Genomic DNA, 21,930 nt, shown 5'->3' on the forward strand with positions numbered 1-21,930 from the left:
TAAGAAGGTGAATACACTTATGCATATAAAAGCAACTAAACGTCTGGCAGCTTTAATGAGCATACCCATGTTACTGTTTTTTTTAGCGGGATGCGACAACAACAAAGCAAGCTTGGAAAGCTCGACAAATCATTCTCTCGCACAGCCGAAAAAAGAATTTGCCAATAAAGAATTGAATGTGGCTGTATTTGAAGGCGGTCAAGGGAAGGAATACTGGGATGCGGTGAAGCGAAATTTTGAAGCAGACTATCCTGGAGTCAAAATTAATTTAACATCAAGTCCGAAAATTATGGATATGCTGAAACCGCAAATTGTTGCTGGCAACCCGCCTGATTTCATTTATATCCCGCCAAATGAAGGCACGGGCACGATTCAAGCGATGATGAAAGACAAACGATTACTCGATTTGACCGATGTTTTCGAAGGAAATGACCTGGATACAAATGCACCGCTCAAGAATAAATTGATTGACGGTGTTCTTGACTACGCAAAACCACTGGGTGATGGAAAGATTTACTATGCGCCAGCTTATATTTTCCCGTTGGGTGTGATCTACAACAAGACGTTGTTTGATAAGAAAGGTTGGAAAGTACCCAAGACCTGGGATGATTTCATGGCACTCGGCGAAACTGCGAAGCAAGACGGAAGATCGCTATTCACATATCAAGGTTTGTATCCGGGTTACAATGAAGCGATATTCTGGCCAACTATTGCCTCTACTGGAGGTATTGACGCTGTGACGAAGGCCAAAAATTATGAAGTGGGTGCATTTAAATCGAATGCGGTTACAAAGACGATGGAAGTGTTCAATACGATCGCGCAAAAAGGCTACCTCATGCCTGGCACGGTCGCAATGAACCATACACAATCTCAAACCGCGTTTCTCCAAGGTAAAGCGTTATTCATTCCGGGCAGTATGTGGATTGAGAAAGAAATGAAGGATGCTCCGCGTGAAGAAGGATTTCAATTCGGCTTTATGGCACCTCCTGTATTCCATGCAGGGGACCAACAGTATGTTGAGACTGAGTTATATTATTTTTATATTCCGGCCAAAGCTAAAAACATTGAGTTGGCTAAAGAGTTTCTGAGGTATCAGTATAAAGACGAGATCATTAAGTTGAATGCTCAAAAGTCGAACGGGATTATTGCTGTGAAAAATGGAGTAGAAATGGCAAAGCCTTATATTTCTTCTGTTTTTTACGATTCAATGAAAATTTTCGATAATGGTGTGAAACCGATCATGTTTCAATGGAAAACGACTCCAAAGACACCTTTAGTTATTGAACAGGAACTTTGGTATCCAATAGGGAGCATAATGAACAAAACAATGACCGTTGCGCAGTGGCAGGATCGGGTGGAGATAATAACTGCCAAGTTGCGTAATCTGATTGCGAAATCAGAGGGGAAGCTTAACGAATGACGGCTTCGAACCGCAGCTTGTTTATCTTACTCTTGGGCGTGCCAGCAGAAACGCGTTGGTTATTTCACTAACTTTCGCGGTGCTGCTGACACGTAATGATATTCGCGAAAAAAGACTATACCGGACTGTGTTATTTTTTCTGAATATTCCGTCTACTATAGTTGTCTCGAAAGGATGTTGGAATAGTGCAAAGGCCAGAAAAAAAAGTGAATTCAGAATATGTTGTCTTATGTATGACAGAATTTGGAGTAATGCCAGATTCAGGTGAAGATGCAGGGATCGCTTTGAAATATGCTATTCAGGCAATTTCCGCAAAAAATGAACCCGTTGTACTCGAATTCCCTCAAGGACGGTATGATTTTTACTCAGAGCAAGCTGACAAAGTGCCTTATTACATCACGAACACAGCCAGTGAACATGAAATTCCAGATGTAACAAAGACAATCGGTATTTTATTACGAGGAATGAGCAATGTCATCATTGAGGGGAATAGATCGCTATTTATTTTCCATGGCAAACAGACGATGTTCGTATTGGATCATTGTGAGAATATCGAAATTCGAAATCTAAATACAGATTTTGAGCATCCGACGATGGCGGAAATGACCATTGCGGCTTTCGAAAGCAACTTTATGGAAGTCAAGGTCCATCCTACATCGCGGTATGTAATCGAGGAAGGAAAACTATTCTGGGTTGGCGAAGGCTGGCGTTTCCATCAAGGTCCTATGCAAGAATATGATCCGCTTACAAATACGACTTGGCGCATAGACAATCTGGTCGTGACAGCCAATCATGTCGAAGAACTTGAACCTTTTAGATTGAGACTTTATTACGATGTACCCCCTGCATCCGTGATTGGTCGGGTCTTGCAAGTTCGTGATGGTTTACGTGATCAGGTAGGGGCGCTTATCCTCAAAAGTCGTAATATTACTTGGAATAACGTAGGAATGCACTATATGCATGGTCTAGGAATCGTATCCCAGTTCAGCGAGAACCTGTCTTTCAATAGATTGAATTTGTCGCCTCGCGCTGTCACCGGACGTACGGCTGCGGCTTTTGCCGATTTCATGCAATTTTCGGGTTGTCGCGGGAAAGTCGTCATTAGGAATAGCCATTTTGAAGGCGCACACGATGACGCAATCAATGTGCATGGCACACATCTGCGTATTGTCGATAAACTGGCTCCCAATCAAGTGTTGGTAAAGTTTATGCATGGACAAAGTTACGGATTTGATGCATTTTTCCCTGGAGATGAAATTGATTTCGTGAGTGCTAGTTCGCTAACTGTTTATGCAAGTAATACTGTAAAGTCAGCGGATCTCATAAATCCAAGGGAGATATTGTTAACGCTGGAGCAGACTCTACCAGAAATGATCGAAGTCGACGATGTCGTAGAGAACGTGACTTGGACGCCGGAAGTGGAGATTAGAAACAATCATTTTGCACGCGTGCCTACACGAGGATTACTTGTTACCACTAGACGCAAAGTTACAATCGAGGACAACGTATTTGACCGATTGTTCATGAGTGCAATTCTCATTGCTAATGATGCTGAAAGTTGGTATGAATCCGGCATGGTAAAGGATGTAACAATCCGTGGCAACCGGTTTATTCATTGCGGGAACAGCGAGAATCCCGTTATCTATATCGCTCCAGAGAATAAGGACGTAAGTGTAGATTTTCCAGTTCACTGCAATATCCGAATCGAAGATAATGTCATTCATACACGAGATGCAGTGATACTCGCAGCCAAAAGTACTCGCTGCTTAAGTTTTAAGAATAATGAAATTGTAATAAGTGATACGAATAACACCCCAAAAATTCACTTAACAGCTTGTAGTGAAGTGACGATTGAAAGTAATAAGTATAACGGAATAGCCGAAGAGGTGCACAATGACTAATCAAATTAGGAAATTACCTACGGAGAAGCATGATCTATTGTTTCATGAGCAGATTCGTCGTTGGGATGAGGGGCTTCCCTTAGGTAACGGTTTAACAGGATGTCTTGTTTGGGGGGATGGATCACCACTTAGGCTTAGCCTAGATCGTGGGGATTTATGGGACACAAGGTTGGCTCCAGAGGTATCGGATGAAGGCTTCACTTATCGTAATTTGATTGAACTTGTTCGAAATAAAGATCAGGCTGAAATTTCGCGCAGATTTAGTGATTTCTTTTCATTGTATCCGAATCCAACGAAATTACCTGCAGGCCGAATTGAGCTTAACGGTATACCTCCCATGGAACGAATGGAGAGTCGGTTGAGCGTACGTGATGCGAAAGCGGAAGTGAGATGGCTTGTTGAAGGGGCGACATTTAAGCTGGAGAGCTTTTTACATGCAGAATCGGGGCTTGGATATATCCGACTACAGGGAGATAACGTAAAGCAAGTGAATCTGGAGCTTGTTCCACCGGATTATACAGGCTGTGTGAATCAAAGAGAAGATGTACGTTCATCTTTCGATATTTCCTTAGCTTCGCTAGGGTATCCAAGTGCGGAGCTTGGTAGTGACGGGGAAATGAAATGGTTCCATCAACAAACAAACCATGGTTTAGAGTATGCGATTGTGGTCGCCAAACATCAACAAACAGAACAAGACATCGAGTGGGTATATGTCGTGGCGGCAGACCTTGATGGCCATGAGTGGTTGGAGAGAGCAAAACAAAAGGTCCGAGAAGCGTTGAAGTCCGGATTTGAAAAGGCATTGCAAACACACACGGAATGGTGGGAACGGTTCTGGCTGCAAAGCGCGGTTACCCTTTCGGAATTTGAATTTGAAAAACAATGGTATTTGACGAACTATTTGTTCGGCTCGTGTTCACGTAAGGGCTCTCATCCGATGCCGCTGCAGGGGGTATGGACAGCAGATGAAGGCTTGCTCCCGCCGTGGAAGGGCGATTATCATCACGATCTAAACACGGAATTGAGTTATTGGCATTACTTGAAGGCGAACCATTTGCAAGAAGGTGAAAGCTTTATTGATTTCCTTTGGGACTTACGCCCCGTCGCTCGTGAGTTTGCACGAACATATTTCGGTACGTCAGGCATTAACCTGCCATCTGTCATGACAATAGACGGCAAACCGCTCGGAGGCTGGCCGATGTATTCGCTTAGCCCGACGAACCAAATCTGGTTATGTCAGGCATTTGACCACTATTGGCTCTATACCGGTGATCGCGGTTTCCTAGAAAATAAAGCATATGTGTATTTGGAGGAGACTGCCGCTTGCATGCTTGATTTGTTGCATCCTGGTGAGGATGGCAAACTGCTTTTGCCTGTCTCAAGCTCTCCAGAGATTCATGATGACAGCTTACGATCTTGGTTGACGCCGAACAGCAATTATGATTTGTCTTTACTTCGGTATTTATTTGCGAGGTTGGAACAAATGGCTGAAATGCTTTGTAAAGAAACAGAGAGGGAGCGGTGGGCTGGAGTTCTTGCTCGACTGCCCGAACTAGCCATTGATGAAACGGGACTGATGATTAGTCCAGATGAGGCATTGGCAGAAAGTCATCGTCACTTTTCACATGCCATGGCGATATATCCACTGCAAACAATGGACAACCGACGATCTGAAAGTGATAAGCAAATCATCGATGATACGATCGCTCATTTGGAAAAGCTCGGTAAAGGGTTATGGAGTGGATACTCATTCGCATGGATGGCCGCACTGTACACACGACAGGAAAATGGAGAAGCAGCCCGTTATCATTTGAGTCAATTTTGGGAATACATGTGCTCTCCTAATGGCTTCCATCTGAACGGCGACTATAAAAAAGCAGGGATTACGCAATGGCATTATCGACCGTTCACTTTGGAAGGAAACATGGCTGCGGCGGATGCTCTACAGGAGATGCTGCTACAGACGAATCATGGCGTCATTCGGCCTTTTCCGGCTGTGCCGAGGAAATGGTTAGAGAACGGTGCCGAATTTCACCGATTCCGTGGTGAAATGGGTGTTCTTATATCTGCCAGAGCAGTTTCGGGTCAGCTTCAATACGTAGAACTGTTCGCAGAGTGCGACGGGATCTACAGGGTAGAAAATCGGTTCAATTCGGAAATGCTATCGCTGGAGCGAAACGGAGTGATCGGTGGTATCGAATCCTCCATTGGCATGGAAATTACTGTTCAATTGTGTAAGGGCGAGTCTTGTAGAATTACACGAAAAGAGGATGTAGCTAGTGAGTCGAAAATTTGAAGCTAGAAATACGATTTCTAGGCACAAGGGGATTTTCACAGCTCAGCCTGAACAAGTTCCATCTAATAAGGTTGTAGACGGACCGATTATCGGAAATGGCGATGTAGGTGTGGTCGTTAGCGGTGCGCCAGAAATGCAAAGATATTGGATCTCAAAAAACGATTTTTGGAAAGCAAAACGGATGTTCCCGAATGGAAGTCCTTGTTTACTAGGAGGAGTAGACATAAGTATTCCTTCTCTGACAGGTAGTTCGTATTATTGTGAACAACGTATTTATGAAGCAGAAATTTCTTCAACTTTTGAGCTTGATCAGTTCAAGGTCGTGATGCGTGCGTGGGTGGCTGCAACAGAGAATTTGCTGATCGTTGAGCTTGTTAACGAAGGGCAGGACGTACCAGTCAAAATTGATTTATGGGTACAGTCCGGTCACGAATCGGAGACAAATTACGGTCAGGAGGGGGAAATCTTCTGGGCAAGCCGCCAATTTTCCGGAACAGACTTGGATTGGGCAACTAAAGGCATGCTATCGATGCATGTTTTCTCGGAAACTGGTAATGAGTTCGTGCTGCAGGCGGGTCAGAAAGTAATAGTTGCCGTATCTATTATGACGAATCATGATACAGTTGATTGTTTAAATGAGAGTCTACGTAGAATTTCTTCTATCAATGAGGCTTCAATATCTTCGATTCGGTTGTTGCATGACAACTGGTGGAAGCAGTTTTGGTCGAAATCTTTTGTTGAAATTGGTGATGAGCTGCTAGAGAAATTCTGGTATGGCTCACATTATATCATGGCATGCTGCAGTCGAAATAAGCAGTTTCCACCGGGACTGTTCGGAAATTGGATTACAACGGATACACCCGCCTGGTCTGGGGATTATCATTTGAATTATAATCATCAGGCGCCTTGGTGGGGAACTTATTCGTCTAATCATATTGAGCTGGCCATGCCTTTCGACACACCAATTATGCAATATGTGCCTACTGCCCAGAAATATGCGGCTGAATACTTGGGCTGTCGAGGTGTTTATTTCGATGTCGGGATCGGCCCTAAAGGGCTGCCTACTGCACTTTGCGACACCCCCTATGAAGACGGTCATATGTTTCTCGGGCAAAAAAGCAATGCTTCTTATTGTGCGGTGAATATGTTGATGCGGTTTTATCACACCTATGATTTGTATTATGCCGAGCAAATAGCGTATCCGTTTCTCTTAGAAGTGGCTAATTTCTGGGAGGATTATCTGAAGTTCGAGGATAACCGATATATCATCTATAAGGATGCTGTCCGTGAAGTTGAAGTATGGACCGAATCGCACGAGCACGAAGATTGGGCACATGGATTTGAGGATATGAATCCGATCCTTTCTCTAGGACTTATTCGATATGTTTTTAAAGGCGTTCTGGATATTAGCACTGAGCTCGGCTTGGATGCAGATCGTCGGGCGAAATGGTCCCACATACTAGAGCATATAAGCGATTTTCCAACCTATGAGAAAGAAGGTAAGAAGCTGTTTCGTTTGAATGAAAAAGGATACGGCTTTGCAACTAACAATACGCTTGAAATTCAGCACATCTTTCCCGCAGGCGCTATCGGGCTTTCTTCTGATCCAAAACTGCTTGATATTGCAAGAAATACGATAACAGATATGAATCGGTGGACGGATTATAATGGCTTCGCAACCATATTCACGGCAGCCGCTAGAGTTGGTTATCGTCCAGAAATGATTCTCGATCAGCTTCGTCTTCAGTGTGTTGAACACAGTTTTCCAAACTTGTTTATTTTCTTTGGAGGCGGCGGGATTGAGTGTTGCAGTGGTGTGCCCTCAGCCATTAACGAATTACTTTTGCAAAGCCATCAACACCAACTAAGATTGTTTCCCGTTTGGCCTCATGGCAGGAATGCCCGCTTTGAAAATCTTCGAGCAGTTGGAGCCTTTCTCGTATCTAGCAGTTTAACGGAAGGTGGGGTTGATTATATCGAAATTGAAAGTGAGAAGGGCAGAACTTGCAGAGTTTGGAATCCGTGGGGGAGTAGATCATTCTATGTGGTTGAGTGGGATCTTACTCAGCAGAATCCTATTGCGTATTCAATCATTGATAATGTCATTTCCTTTGAGACGGTTGCAGGGAAGCTGTATAAGTTAAGTATAAATTCAAGCTTAGAATAGTAACGCCGCGTTTGCTGAATAGACCTTGCCGAAGCGCTGGGCTTTCGGCATTTTTTCTTGGAGAAGCCGAATAAAAACGTTTGTCCCCCCCATAAAATGATTATAAGGCTGTACCGGATGAGTTCGAGTTGTAGGGGGCTGACATGAAAACGATCCGAATTGGGGCAGGACAAGGATTTTATGGGGACTCCATTATACCTGCAATTGAAACGGCGAAGAACGGGAATGTCCAGTATCTATGCTTCGATTGTCTCGCAGAATTAACGCTGGCCATTTTGCAAAAAGATCGGCAAAGAGACCGGACCAAGGGATATACAGGAGACATTACACGAACGATGAATGAGCTGCTTCCTTTTGTAAAAGAAAATGGATTAAAAATACTGACGAATGCCGGGGGAATGAATCCACATGGAGCCGGGCAGGAGGTACTGCGTATTGCCCGGGAAATGGGGATTGAAGGACTGAAGGTGGCAGTGGTCACAGGCGACGATGTTCGGGATCGATTAGATGATTGGGAACAACAGGGCATTTCCCTACATCATATGGAAGATGGAAGAAATATGGAATCCATTAGGGATCGTTTGGTATTTGCCAACGCCTATCTAGGGATCGGTCCCGTTGTGGAAGCGCTTCGGCAAGGGGCCGACGTAATCGTAACCGGACGGACGACCGATTCCGCGTTATTTCTTGCTCCGTTAGTCTATGAATTTGGCTGGGGGCAGGAGGATTGGAACCGTATGGCGCAAGGCATACTGATGGGGCACCTCATGGAGTGCTCCGGGCAGGCAATGGGAGGGAATTTCAGTGGGGATTGGCAGGCCATTAAAGATTTAGACAACATCGGCTTTCCAGTGGCGGAGGTCCGGGAAGATGGCGAATTTGTCATTACGAAGCTAGAGGGAACGGGAGGGCTTGTCTCCGTAGATACAGTAAAGGAACAGCTGTTGTACGAGATTCATGACCCGTCCGCTTACATGACGCCGGATGTTGTATTGAACCTGACGGAAGTTCAATTGGAGGAAATAGGTGTGAACCGGGTGCGTGTGACAGGCGCTCGTGGAACGAAGCATCCCGATCAACTGAAGGTTGTCATGGGGTATGCGGACGGCTGGCTCGGGCAAGCGCTATGTGGCTATTCATGGCCCGATGCATTGGCCAAAGCACAGACCGCAGATCGCATTATACGTAAGCAAATCGAGCGAATAGGTTTGCAAACTGACGACATCCAAACGGATTATCTCGGCTACAATTCATTGCACGGGCCGCTTGCGAAATTGCCGGAGGAAGAGCTGAATGAAGTGTATTTGCGTATCGCCATACGTACGAGGAACAAGGAGGATGCAGCCAAGCTTGGCAGACTTTTTCCGCCGTTGATGCTAAGCGGTCCTCCGGCCATGAGCGGATTCTTAGGGATGATGAAACCGCGCGAGCTGCTTGGCATGTGGTCATGTCTTGTGCCGCGTGAAATCATTGAGAGCGGGGTTCAAGTGACCGTCTTGGAGGTGTAAGCAATGGCCCGAATACAGCTTCGGTATGTCGCGCAAGCGCGTTCAGGCGATAAGGGAAACACGATAAATATTGCCTTATTTGCCCCAAATGCGGCTATATACGGGGTACTGATGAGAGAAGTAACCGCAGAGCGGGTAAAGAATCATTTTGCCGGATTAGTTGATGGAGAAGTTACCCGTTATTTATTGCCTAACCTGCAAGCGATGAATTTTGTGTGCAAGGAGGCATTGGGCGGGGGCGGTTCTGCATCGATGAGAATGGATAATCTCGGAAAATGTTATGCATCCAATTTAATGCGACTAGAAATCGAAATTGAGGACGAAGTAATCTCTCCAAGTCTTACGTAGAAAGGTTGTGGAGATGATGCATTTCGATTTGACAGATGAGCAAACAATGATCCGAAATATGATTAAGCATTTTGCAGAAACCGAGGTTGCTCCAGGGGCCATTGATAGAGACCGTACGGGAATATTTCCAAAGGAAATATTCGAGAAATTGGCAAAGCTCGAGCTTATGGGGCTTCCTTTCCCTGAACAATATGGGGGTGGAGGTGCTGATACAATAAGCTTTGCTATCGTTGTTGAAGAGTTAAGCCGAGTCTGCGCATCTACCGGAATCACCTACTCCGCTCATATTTCGTTGGGGGGAGCGCCTCTTCATCTATATGGAACGGAGGAGCAAAAGGCCAATTATTTAACTCCTCTATGTAAGGGGGGGTATCTGGGCGCTTTCGGGCTAACCGAGCCGGAGGCTGGGTCGGATGCGGGAGGAACCCGGACGACTGCTGATCTTGACGGAGATGAATGGGTGATAAGCGGCTCCAAATGTTTTATTACGAATGCCAGCTACGCGCAGAACCTCGTTCTGACCGCTGTCACTGACAAATCCAAAGGAACAAACGGAATAAGTGCTTTTATCGTACCTACGGATACGCTTGGTTTTACCATACTTGATAACTATGAAAAAATGGGGCTTCATGCTTCCAATACAACGGAATTAGTGCTTGATCAAGTGCGCGTTCCCAAAGACAACCTGTTGGGAATTGAAGGCAATGGCTACAAACAGTTTTTGGCTGTTCTCGACGGAGGGAGAATAGGTATCGGAGCGATGGCCGTTGGCATAGCACAAGGCGCATATGAGAAATCTCTCCAATACGCCAAACAACGCAAACAATTCGGGAGCAGCTTATCTGCCTTTCAAGCAATACAATTCAAACTGGCGGATATGGCTATGTATATTGAAATAGCCCGTAACATGGTATATAAGGCAGCTTGGCTCAAGGATCAAGGAAGAAGATTTAAAAAGGAAGCGGCGATGGCCAAATTATTTGCTTCGGAGATGTGTATGAAAGTGTGCGACCAAGCGGTTCAAATTCATGGCGGCTACGGCTACATGAGAGAGTATGAAGTCGAGCGCAGCTTGCGTGATGCGAAGCTGTTGGAGATTGGTGAAGGAACCTCGGAGATCCAGCGGATGGTGATTGCAAATCAAATTCTGAGGTGAAGAACATGGATAATTCGGTGTTGGTCTCCAAAAACGGTCAAGGGATTGCGGTCGTTACTTTGAATCGTCCTCAAGCGGCAAATGCGTTAAGCATGCAGGTGCTGACTGAACTTCAAACCGCGCTTGCCGATTGCAGATCGGATACATCCGTACGCTGTGTGATTATTATCGGAGCAGGCGATTCAGCATTCTGTGCAGGTGCCGACTTGAAAGAACGCGCTGGAATGAATGAGCTGGAAGTTCGTCATGCTGTTGCGTTCATTCGTGAAACGATTAATGAGGTTGAAGCGCTCCCTAAGCCGGTCATTGCAGCAATCAACGGTGCGGCCTTTGGAGGAGGACTGGAGCTGGCTCTCGCATGTGATATCCGTATCGCAGCCCAGACAGCAAAGCTTGGGCTTACCGAAACGTCCCTAGGCATTATTCCGGGGGCAGGCGGAACCCAGCGATTGCCAAGGCTTGTGGGCATTGGACGGGCAAAAGAGTTGATTATGACAGCCAGACGAATCGCAGCCGACGAAGCGCTGCATATCGGACTTGTTGCATATATCGCACCAGCCGGTAAAGTACTGGACAAAGCGATCGAATTAGCTGGAATGATTGCCCGAAACGCTCCGATCGCTGTCATTCAAGCCAAGCTCGCGATCGATAAAGGAGTGGATACCGATCTCCGAACAGGGTTGGCCATTGAGCAGCAGGCGTATGAGGCAACCATCCCTACTAAGGATCGCCTGGAAGGGCTCCAAGCATTTCGAGAAAAACGCCACCCGATTTTTAAAGGGGAGTAATCCAAATGTCCAAAGAATTCAAATCGCAGAAAGACCTACTGCAAGAGCGGATCGAACAGATCAAGAAGGGGGGCGCCCCCAAATATCATGAGAAAAATACGGAGCAGGGGAAGCTGTTCGTCCGCGACCGACTTCAGCTGCTGTTTGATTCAGAATTCGAACTTGAGGATTCCTTATTTGCCAACTGTGTAGAGCATGACTTGCCTGCGGACGGGGTCGTCACGGTCATAGGGAAAATACACGGACAGACGGTTTGCGTAATCGCGAATGACTCGACGGTCAAAGCGGGTTCGTGGGGGGCCAGGACGGTAGAAAAGATGATTCGCATGCAGGAATCCGCGGACAAAATGCGGGTGCCACTCCTTTACCTCGTCGATTCGGCGGGCGCACGGATAACGGATCAGGTTGAGATGTATCCAGGACGGCGGGGGGCCGGAAGGATTTTTTACAATCAGGTAAAGCTATCGGGGAAAATCCCGCAGATCTGTATTTTATTCGGACCATCTGCGGCAGGAGGCGCCTATATTCCGGCGTTTTGCGATATTGTGATTATGGTCGAGGGCAATGCTTCGATGTACCTCGGCTCACCGCGGATCGTGGAAATTGTTACAGGGGAAAAGGCAACCTTGGAGCAGCTGGGCGGTGCTAGAATGCACTGCTCCGTATCAGGCTGCGGCGATGTACTCGCTCATAGTGAAGAAGAAGCAATTGCGCTTGCCAGGGACTATCTCGCTTTTTTTCCAGCCAATTTTATGGGAAAACCGCCTATTTGCGAACCGCAACCTCCGAAAGATCTGGAAAAAACACTGGAAGAGATTATCCCTGAGAATCAGTATACGGCATTTGATATGTTCGACCTCATTGATCGGATTATCGATGAAGACTCCTTTTTTGAAATTAAGAAGCTGTTCGCCAAAGAACTCATTACCGGATTAGCGCGACTTAACGGGAAGCCGGTAGGGATCATTGCCAATCAACCGCGTGTGAAGGGTGGTATTTTATTCCACGATTCTGCTGACAAAGCCGCTAAATTTATTTCTTTGTGCGACGCCTTTCACATTCCCCTACTGTTTCTAGCGGATGTTCCCGGCTTTATGGTTGGCACCAGAGTAGAGCAGGCGGGCATTATTCGGCATGGCGCAAAAATGATTTCTGCCGTTTCCGAAGCAACGGTCCCTAAAATTTCGATTATTGTCCGCAAAGCCTACGGAGCAGGATTATATGCCATGGCCGGACCTGCGTTCGAGCCCGATTGCTGCCTCGCCCTGCCTTCGGCGCAGATTGCTGTAATGGGACCTGAAGCGGCGGTCAACGCGGTGTATGCGAATAAAATCGCCGAGTTGCCGGAATCGGAACGGGCGGATTTCATCTCAAGCAAGCGGGAAGAATATAGAAAAGATATAGACTTATACCACCTAGCCTCCGATATGGTCATAGACGGGATTATTCCTGCCAATAGCTTGCGAAGCGAATTAATCAAACGTTTTGAGGCATATTCCTCAAAAAGCGTCGTACTTTCAGATCGAAAGCATCCGGTTTATCCGGTTTAATCCAGCTCCTAGCGGTTGTATGTGTCGCGGATTGAGACGATTGCCCAGCAGGCAAAGCGGGTTGTGAATTTTTCGGGATGGGTGTTTGAATGAAGTTGTGTAGGTGAGAAAAGGACCGGGACTCCGATGGAGTGCCGGTTTGTTGCTTCGTTTTTCCATAATTATACTTGTACATGGATAGGGAGTTCCCAAATTTCATGCGAGTCTTTAAGAAGCTAGTCGGCACGTCACCAGGACAGTATCGGGAGTCTGTACAGAAACCTCCGTCTGGACCTTGACGGCTGTGTTCGTAACTGAGGTATGTTGGCGGGGGGAATCCCTGAAAACATATCTTTTTTGTCATGTGAAAAGGTGACTGACAACAGTCCCATTCTTTGTGAGGACATCACCCTTATCGCAAGAAATGCGACAAAGTGCCTCTTAAGCATCAACTCACGCGCATCACTAGCCCCACGCAATAATTGCGCCTTGTATGCTACAACGGATCAATCGTATATTGCGACTATGAAATCTGCGCTAGCCGCAACAAGAGGTGACTGTAATGACTTTATTCTTCAAGGATTGGGGCGCAGCCCTAAAAAGAGACAAGTATTTATATCTACTTATGGCACCAGGTATTTTGTTCTTTCTCATCTTTAAATACGGACCCATGTGGGGGTTGTCGTTAGCGTTTCAAAACTATTCTCCTTTCCTGGGGTTCTGGAAAAGCGAATGGGTCGGCTTCAAATATTTCGGTGATTTCCTTACGAACCCTGACTTCTTTAAACTGCTGAGGAACACGCTGGCGATCAGTTTCTTGAACATCCTGTTTTTCTTCCCGGCGCCGATCATTTTGGCCTTAATGCTCAATGAAGTACGACGCGTGCGTTTCAAGAAATTCGTGCAGACGGCGATTTATTTGCCCCACTTTGTTTCATGGGTTGTCATCGCGGGGATTTGCTTCATTTTGTTAAGTAAGTCGTCCGGGATTGTTAATGGGCTTATTGTAGAAGCAGGCGGGACGAAGATTGATTTTCTGACGAATGCCAATACGTTCTGGATATTGCTAACCGCACAAAGCATATGGAAGGATGCGGGATACGGTACCATTATTTTCTTAGCGGCGCTGACAAGCATCAATCCCGAGCAGTATGAAGCTGCTCAAATCGACGGGGCGAGTCGGTGGAAGCAGTTGCTGTACGTAACCCTACCGGGAATTAAGTCCACCATCGTCGTACTGCTCATCCTGCGATTGGGCACGGTCATGGATGTCGGCTTTGAGCAGGTGTACTTGATGAACAGCGCCCCAGTAGAAAGCATAGGTGACGTATTCGATACGTATGCATACCGCGTCGGCGTTCAGCAAGGTCGATTCAGCTTCGCTGTTGCAGCCGGAATGTTCAAATCGGTTGTAGGTTTAATTTTGGTCGTTGCTGCCAATCGATTAGCCAAGAAAATGGGTGAGGAAGGGGTATATTAGGATGAATCATTCCTCCAAATGGTTAGACGTCTTCATATATTCGGCGCTATTGTTGTTTTCGATATCTACTATACTGCCGTTTATCTATATCACGATCGTGTCCTTTACGGACCCGCATGAATTTATGACGACACCAGTCATGCTGTTTCCGTCTTCATGGAGCTTAGCTTCGTACCGTTATATTTTGTCGTCCAACCAATTCATTAATTCACTTATTGTTACTGCGCTTTTGACAATTGTCGGCACGGTCTGTGCACTGCTCGTGACATCGGGATTAGCATACGGTCTATCGCGTAAGAGGTTGAAAGGCCGGAATTTCATTTTAACATCTATTTTGTTCACAATGTTGTTCAACCCCGGCATCATGCCCAGCTACTTATTGATTCGAAATCTGGGCCTCTTAAATAGCTTCTGGGCGCTAGTACTGCCGGGCTTGGCGACTGCTTTCTACGTATTGCTGATGAAAAGCTTTTTCCAAGACGTGCCGGCAGAACTTGAGGAATCTGGAAAAATCGACGGCTGCTCGGATGTCGGTATCTTTTTCCGCATTATTCTTCCGATCTCGCTTCCGGTGATCGCCGCTTTCAGCTTATTTTACGGAGTTGGGTACTGGAATACGTACTTCAACGGAGTTCTGTACATCAACAAGGAAACGTTACGTCCGCTTCAGGTCGTATTACAGCAAATGCTATCAGCAAGCTCATCTGGAGCAGATGCCGGCGAAGCATCAGGAGCGTTGATACCAGCGGAAACTGTGAAGATGGCTGCTGTTGTGCTTGCAGCAGTTCCTATCGTGATGGTGTATCCGTTCCTTCAGAAATATTTCGTTAAAGGCTTAATGCTTGGCTCGGTGAAGGGATAAGAACAAAGGATTAGCACTTGAAAGGGGTGATGCCTTTCTTCTGAAATGGCAAGGTTGATAGATGATGAAGTTAGGTATGGGGTTTGGCTACATAATAAAGAGAAATTAGAGGAGGCAACAATCGAATGAAAAAACATTTCAAAATGACAGGTCTTGCGGCAGCAGCGGCTTTAATGATGCTTACTACGGCATGCGGTGATAATGCAGTAAAAACCACACAACCAGCGGACTCGGCACAGCCTGCAAAATCCGAGGCGCCTAAAGCTCCAACGGAAATTACAATTATCGCTCCAACTTACAATGATGTGCCTAAGAATGATATTGAAGCCATTCAACAAGTCAACCAGAAGTTAAATGTAAAGATCAATGCGACTTATGTCCCATCCAACAACTACGATGATAAAGTTAACGTCATGCTTGCCTCCAACGACTTGCCGGATGTGACGGTCGTGTGGGACATTTCCAAGCAGAACTGGACGCAAGCGATTACTCAAGGCGCTTTCTGGGACTTGACGCCATATCTCAAAAACTACCCGAACTTATCTAAGATCGATGCTGGCATTTACAGCGGATTATCATTTAATGGCAAGTCAATGGGCGTACCGCGTGTTAGACCGCAGGATGGCCATGAATCATTGATTATTCGTAAAGACTGGCTCGATAAATTAGGCTTGCAGCCACCAAAGACCACCGAAGACATGTATAAAATCATGGAGGCGTTCACAAAGAACGATCCGGATGGCAACGGCAAACCTGACACGTACGGTTTTGCCGCATATGCTACACCATCCCCGCAGACTTACTTGTTCTCGATGTTTGGTTCTTCCTCCGGTGGTGCTCTCTCCCAAGGTTGGGCGAAAGACAGCTCGGGGAAGCTGACTCCTGGTTTCACAACACCTCAAATGAAGACAGCGCTCACCTATTGGAACAAAGCCTTTAATGATGGTTTAGTCGTGCCAGACTACGCGGTCATGAAAGCCCAGCAGTTAAAAGATATGTTCATTCAAGGCAAGATTGGTATGTACATCGGTAATATCGTCGACATTTACAATACGCCAAACGTGATTAAAGAACTACAGAAGAGTAATCCGAAAGCGGATGCTGTTGCTTTTGAAATTCCTGCCGCTCCCGATGGTAAAAAGTACTATGAAAAAGGCTCGGGGTCTTTCGGTCAGTTGATGATCAGCAAGAAAGTTTCTGAAGACAAGATGAAAAAGATATTGGAATTGATGGACTATGGCAACACACTTGAGGGATGGCTACAGATCCAATTTGGCGTGAAGGATAAAGATTACACGACTACGAATATTCCGACCATTGTTGTACAAACGGATGCAGGAAAGGCTAACCAGTACCCAAATCCTGGTCAATGGATTCCCGGTTTCTTTAACAAATATACAAGAGCTGAGAATGGAGACATGTCACCTGAAGTTATCAAGTATAACCACGATCTCGTAGACACGATCAGCAAATCTTCTGTTCTAGATCCGGCTACTGGCATTAATACGCCGACAAACGGGGAGAAGGGCGCTGATTTCCTCAAGAAAATTTATGACAACGAAATTAATACCATTGTAGGCAAAAACAAAGTGGAAGATTGGGATAAATTCGTTAAGTCGATGCTTGATGATACTTCCTTCCAAAAACTTATTACAGAAGTGAACGACGCCTATAAAGCTAAAACAGGTGGTAAATAAGATCATCTGAGTTTGAAACAACGTATATTCTCGGCAGGGTGTTAAAGCTTAAAGCAAGCTGGCCACACCCTGCCGATTTTATATAAATATTTGATGGGGGATAATAACAAAAAAGTTACTTCTGTAACCGTCACAGTACCTCATGATCAGTCAGGAAAAAAATAATAACTAATCAGGAAATCAATAAGGATCATTCAGGAGGATGGCATTTCTGCTATCCTCCTTTTCTAGTGGATTGTCGGAGGACCTTCGCAATGTAGAACAAAATTAACTCTTCCCGATGCTAGTAAAGACTTGTATAATATTGGAATACGAAACTTGGGAATTTTGGGAAGCGGTTTCCTTCGATAAACTGAAGCAATGGAGGTGTACACACTGTATAGAATTGTGATCGTTGATGACGAAATTGAAGTGAGGGAAGGAATAAAGGAGAGCATAGAGTGGGAACGGCACGGTTTTGAATGTATTGGAGACTATCGGAATGGCAGTGAAGCTTTGGAAGCGATTTCAGAACTCAAGCCAGACCTCGTCTTGTCTGATATTTGTATGCCATTTATGGACGGGATTGAATTGACTAGGCAAATTCACTTGAATTATCCCTATATTAAGGTGATCATTCTTACCGGTCATGATGAGTTTGACTACGCCCAGAAGGCACTGCGCTTGAAAGTACACGATTTTATCGTAAAACCTATTACGGCATACGAACTTCGCAGTCTGCTTGATAAAGTGAAATTAGAAATGGATAAGGAAGCAGAAAATCGCGAGAATCTCTCTCTCCTTAAGACGCAACTTCATCAAAGCTTACCTTTATTAAGAGAACGTTTTCTAGAGCAGTTAGTAGGCGGCACACTAAGAGATATAAAGATTTATGAAAGGTTTCAATATTTCAGCCTTCCGCTGATATCTCCACCTTATCTTGTTGTAGCGATTGACATTGACGACTTAGACGAAATGAAAAAAGAAAGATGGCAAAACGATCCTGAGCTTTTCCGATACGCGGCCTTTAATATTGTTCAAGAAGTTATGGAGGATAAAGATGGAATCGTCTTTCGAACGAGGGAAGAACGAATTATCGTCATATTTTCCGGGGAGACGGAGGAAGGACCCTATGAAGCTGCGCTCAACTTATGTGAAGTGATTCGCTTCTGTATGGAAAAGTATTTGAAATTCACAGTAACAGTTGGTGTTGGTATGCTGTGTAGAACCTTAGACGAGCTTCCTCTTTCTTACAAAGGGGCAATCTCCGCACTTGATTACCGTTTTTTGCATGGTAAAAATAGGGTCATCAGCATCCTAGATATGGAAGGCGCCAATAAACCCGTGCAGCAGCTTGATATCGAATGGAACCGCAGGTTTTCTACGTTGATAAAGACGGGGACGTTCGAGGAAGCCCAAATGCTAATTGGGCAATTAATCAGCAATCTAAAAGCCTCCTTGATGCCAATGGGAGCCTGTTATTTACAAATTCAAGCGATTATTATTGCTATTATGACTATGATTCACGAATTGGTTGGAAATGACAGTGCTCATTTTAAAGGACATGAAATCCTACTAAAAGATATCAATCAATTCAAGACGCTGGATGAAATTGAAACATGGCTCAAAACGATTTGCAAAGAAGCAATTTCATATATTTCGGAGCAAAGAAACGATCAAACGAAAATGCAAGTTCTGAGTGTGATCGCCTATATCGAGAAGCATTATTCTGACGAAAACCTTACTGTTGATGACCTCTGCCGCCATGTACATTTGAGTAAAAGTTACTTCAGTACTGTATTTAAGCAGCATAAGGAACAAACGATCATAGAATATGTAACGCGAGTTAGGATTGAAAAAGCCAAAGATTTACTGCAGCATACCCCATTGAAATCATATGAAGTCGCGTCAAAAGTAGGCTATGGCGATCCCCAATACTTTAGTGTACTGTTTAAAAAAAATACAGGGACTACCCCCACCGAATTTCGAGAAAAGTTGTTGAGGGAGAAAATTCAATGAGAAAAGAAAGGGATGTCGGGTTGTTTCTTTTCAAATTTAGAAGCATCCAATCCAGTATTTCTGTCGTCTTTTCTTGCTTAATCTTATTTTTAATCGTAATCACGAGCTATATTTCCTATCGTCTTTCGGCTGACGCGGTAGAAATGAATTCAAAGCACTATATATCTGAAATTATTCAACAGGTTAATATCAACATCCAATCCTACATAACCAATATGGAAGATATATCTATGCTGGCATCGACGAACAAAGACGTGAAATATTACATTACGCAGACGAGCTTCATAAGCGATGAGGAGCGTAGGCCGTATGAGAAAAGAATATCTGATTTATTTCAATCGATCTTAATTACTCGCAAAGATATTGCCTCGATCATGGTATTTGGGTACAACAACCGGTTTGTCTCTGACCGCAGAATTACAAGTTTGAACTCGAACTCCAAGATTGAGGAACAGCCTTGGTACAAAAATGCGAAGACAGAAGGTGGTAAATCCGTCATCTCTGCCCCGCACGTTCAAAATATTATCCAGAATGAGTACCGTTGGGTTGTTTCATTGAGTCGGGAGCTAAAAAGTGCAGACGGCATTACGGGAGAAGGCATTTTCTTGGTTGATTTGAATTTGAATGTCCTTAATGAAATTTGCAATCACATTAACCTAGGAAAAAGAGGATATGTATTCATCGTCGACAAGGATGGAAATATCGTTTATCACCCTCAGCAGAAGCTTATTAACAGCAATCTAAAGACGGAGATGATCGATAAGGTCAAACAATCAGGCAGCGGGAGCTTCATTACGGATGAGGGAAACAAAAAACGGATTTACACGATCCAAGAGACTCATTTCGGGTGGAAAATCGTCGGCGTCGCTTATGCAAGTGAGCTGATCGCCAACCAGAATCAAATCAATTTGTCTTATTTTTTATGGACAATTTTAGCTTTAGTCATCGCTTTGTACCTCTCTTTTTTCATCTCCCGCCACCTTTCGCGACCCATCAAGATGCTTCAAAGCAACATGAAGCAAGTGGAAAAAGGAGACTTCAGCATCCGATCGGAATTTCGGAGTAAGAATGAAATTGGACAATTGAGTCATACCTTCAATATCATGGTGGGTCGAATCAAAGATTTAATGAATCAAATTATTCAGAACGAGGAAAGCAAACGAAAGAGCGAAATGAAGCTGCTTGAAGCACAGATCAATCCCCATTTTTTGTACAATACCTTGGATTCGATTATTTGGATGGCGGAACGTAAAAAGCACGATGAAGTTGTTCTGATGACTTCTTCTCTAGCCAAGCTGTTTCGCTCCATTATTAATAAAAATAATGAAACGGTCCCCGTGCGGGTCGAGATTGAGCATATCACCAACTATCTGTTGATTCAAACGATGAGATACAAGGATAAGCTTGACTTTCAGATCGATGTTGATCCCAGTATTCTTGAAGTTCATATTCCCAAAATTATTTTACAGCCTATTGTTGAAAATGCGATCTATCATGGTATCAAAAATAAGTTGGAGTCTGGCTTAGTTAAAATAACTGGGAAAGCAGACGGAGATACCATTGTATTTGTCGTTGCGGATGATGGAGTAGGTATGGAACCGGAAAAACTTGACCAAATTTTGAAATCGAAAGAGGGTATCATCAGCGGGATTGGGGTCAGCAATGTGAATGAGCGAATTAAATTATTCGGAAATGAGTTTGGTCTTACCTTTAAAAGCGAAAAGTGGGAAGGTACTGAAGTTACGATCGTGCTCCCCAAATGTGTCCAGAAAGGAGTCATAGATGGCCCTTAAAAAGCCAGTTTTTTTGGCCGTACTGCTCATTATTGTGATCGGATTTATTGTTGTATACAGCGTGGAAATGCTGCGCATCACGAATCAAAGGAAGTTTGAGATCGCTGTCGTGTTGAAAACGAACAATATTCGCTCGGACTATTGGCAGATGGTTAGTTCAGGGGTGAAAGCGGCAGCGAAGGAATTCGATGTAAATATCAACATCACGGGACCGTTATCGGAAACGGATACGGCTGGACAAATTCGTAACGTGGAAGAGGCTCTTGAGAGAAAGCCCGATGCTATCATCCTCGCAGCAACAGATTACGATCGGCTTTCACCTACCGCCCAGAAAATAAAGGAGTCCGGCATTAAGCTAATCTTGATCGACTCACCGATCAATACCCATGTAGAGGCAAGTCTTATTGCAACCGACAATACGGAAGCGGGGAGAAAAGCCGGAATCATATTGGCAGGAGAGCGGAACGGCAAATTATTTAAAGTAGTGACGCTAAGCAGCTTCAAAGGATCGGTAGCTGAAAAGGGACGTCAGGACGGATTTAAGGAAGCAATTGCGGATTCTCCAGGAGCCCAATATGCAGGTAATTACGAGTTTGATGGGACAGAGGATGCCGCGTATGATAGGGTGAAGAATCTGCTGTCCATGTATCCGGACATCCAAGGCATTGCTGGTTTGAATGAATCGGCTATTTTAGGGGCAGCCAGAGCTGTTAAAGAGAAAAAATGGACTGATAAAATCAAGATTGTCGGTTTCGACAGTTCCATTTACCAGATCAAACTTTTGGAGGAAGGCATCTTACAGGCGACAGTTGTGCAAAAGCCGTTCAATATGGGTTACTTGTCCGTTGAAACGGCGGTACAGGCCCTAAACGGGATCAAAGTGAACCCAAAGGTGAATATAGATGCCGTTGTCATTACGAAAGAAAACATGTATACCCAGGAAAATCAAGAACTTCTCTTTCCTTTGGTGGAAAAGTAGTGATGTGA

The 21,930-nt window shown here is 44.8% G+C and carries 15 protein-coding genes; all 15 read left to right on the forward strand.

From position 1 onward, the window contains the following. The first annotated feature begins 7 nt into the window (after positions 1 to 7). The 15 genes from AC58QC_RS06795 (at position 8) to AC58QC_RS06865 (ending at position 21,922) form a co-directional block, all read left to right on the forward strand. Positions 8 to 1,420: a carbohydrate ABC transporter substrate-binding protein gene (locus AC58QC_RS06795; RefSeq protein WP_497414430.1), complete on the forward strand. Its 1,413-nt coding sequence runs from the start codon at positions 8 to 10 to the stop codon at positions 1,418 to 1,420. A 185-nt stretch (positions 1,421 to 1,605) separates the two neighbouring features. Continuing rightward, the gene (locus tag AC58QC_RS06800) at positions 1,606 to 3,321 is read left to right on the forward strand and encodes a right-handed parallel beta-helix repeat-containing protein (RefSeq protein WP_497414431.1); all 1,716 of its coding nucleotides are present in this window, start codon (positions 1,606 to 1,608) and stop codon (positions 3,319 to 3,321) included. Next, complete coding sequence (locus AC58QC_RS06805) at positions 3,314 to 5,617, forward strand: glycosyl hydrolase family 95 catalytic domain-containing protein (RefSeq protein ID WP_497414432.1); 2,304 nt, start codon at positions 3,314 to 3,316, stop codon at positions 5,615 to 5,617. Before AC58QC_RS06800 ends, AC58QC_RS06805 begins: the two co-directional genes overlap by 8 nt. Further along, complete coding sequence (locus tag AC58QC_RS06810; protein WP_497414433.1) at positions 5,601 to 7,784, forward strand: glycosyl hydrolase family 95 catalytic domain-containing protein; 2,184 nt, start codon at positions 5,601 to 5,603, stop codon at positions 7,782 to 7,784. The genes AC58QC_RS06805 and AC58QC_RS06810 overlap by 17 nt, the downstream gene beginning before the upstream one ends. A 143-nt stretch (positions 7,785 to 7,927) precedes the next feature. Continuing rightward, complete coding sequence (locus tag AC58QC_RS06815) at positions 7,928 to 9,292, forward strand: acyclic terpene utilization AtuA family protein (protein ID WP_497414434.1); 1,365 nt, start codon at positions 7,928 to 7,930, stop codon at positions 9,290 to 9,292. A 3-nt stretch (positions 9,293 to 9,295) separates the two neighbouring features. Further along, positions 9,296 to 9,640, forward strand: coding sequence for an AtuA-related protein (locus AC58QC_RS06820; RefSeq protein WP_497414435.1), 345 nt, complete (start codon positions 9,296 to 9,298; stop codon positions 9,638 to 9,640). A gap of 16 nt (positions 9,641 to 9,656) precedes the next feature. Beyond that, on the forward strand, positions 9,657 to 10,796 hold the full coding sequence (locus tag AC58QC_RS06825; protein WP_497414684.1) for an acyl-CoA dehydrogenase: 1,140 nt from the start codon (positions 9,657 to 9,659) through the stop codon (positions 10,794 to 10,796). A 5-nt stretch (positions 10,797 to 10,801) separates the two neighbouring features. Then, complete coding sequence (locus AC58QC_RS06830; protein WP_497414436.1) at positions 10,802 to 11,584, forward strand: enoyl-CoA hydratase; 783 nt, start codon at positions 10,802 to 10,804, stop codon at positions 11,582 to 11,584. Positions 11,585 to 11,589: 5 nt separating this feature from the next. Then, positions 11,590 to 13,134 carry an acyl-CoA carboxylase subunit beta gene (locus tag AC58QC_RS06835; protein WP_497414437.1) on the forward strand — a complete coding sequence of 515 codons (1,545 nt, stop codon included), beginning with the start codon at positions 11,590 to 11,592 and terminating at the stop codon, positions 13,132 to 13,134. Positions 13,135 to 13,675: 541 nt separating this feature from the next. Then, positions 13,676 to 14,593 (forward strand): ABC transporter permease, encoded by a 918-nt coding sequence (locus AC58QC_RS06840; RefSeq protein ID WP_497414438.1) that lies wholly within the window; start codon positions 13,676 to 13,678, stop codon positions 14,591 to 14,593. A 1-nt stretch (position 14,594) separates the two neighbouring features. Continuing rightward, a complete protein-coding gene (locus AC58QC_RS06845) occupies positions 14,595 to 15,455 on the forward strand; it encodes a carbohydrate ABC transporter permease (protein WP_497414439.1) in 861 nt (286 codons plus the stop codon). A gap of 125 nt (positions 15,456 to 15,580) precedes the next feature. Then, positions 15,581 to 17,152, forward strand: coding sequence for an extracellular solute-binding protein (locus AC58QC_RS06850; protein WP_497414440.1), 1,572 nt, complete (start codon positions 15,581 to 15,583; stop codon positions 17,150 to 17,152). Between the two features lie 366 nt (positions 17,153 to 17,518). After that, positions 17,519 to 19,150 (forward strand): response regulator, encoded by a 1,632-nt coding sequence (locus tag AC58QC_RS06855; RefSeq protein WP_497414441.1) that lies wholly within the window; start codon positions 17,519 to 17,521, stop codon positions 19,148 to 19,150. Then, on the forward strand, positions 19,147 to 20,943 hold the full coding sequence (locus AC58QC_RS06860) for a cache domain-containing sensor histidine kinase (protein WP_497414442.1): 1,797 nt from the start codon (positions 19,147 to 19,149) through the stop codon (positions 20,941 to 20,943). Before AC58QC_RS06855 ends, AC58QC_RS06860 begins: the two co-directional genes overlap by 4 nt. Next, the gene (locus tag AC58QC_RS06865) at positions 20,933 to 21,922 is read left to right on the forward strand and encodes a substrate-binding domain-containing protein (protein ID WP_497414443.1); all 990 of its coding nucleotides are present in this window, start codon (positions 20,933 to 20,935) and stop codon (positions 21,920 to 21,922) included. Before AC58QC_RS06860 ends, AC58QC_RS06865 begins: the two co-directional genes overlap by 11 nt. Positions 21,923 to 21,930: the final 8 nt, after the last annotated feature.

It is taken from the genome of Paenibacillus sp. J22P51, assembly GCF_059692215.1.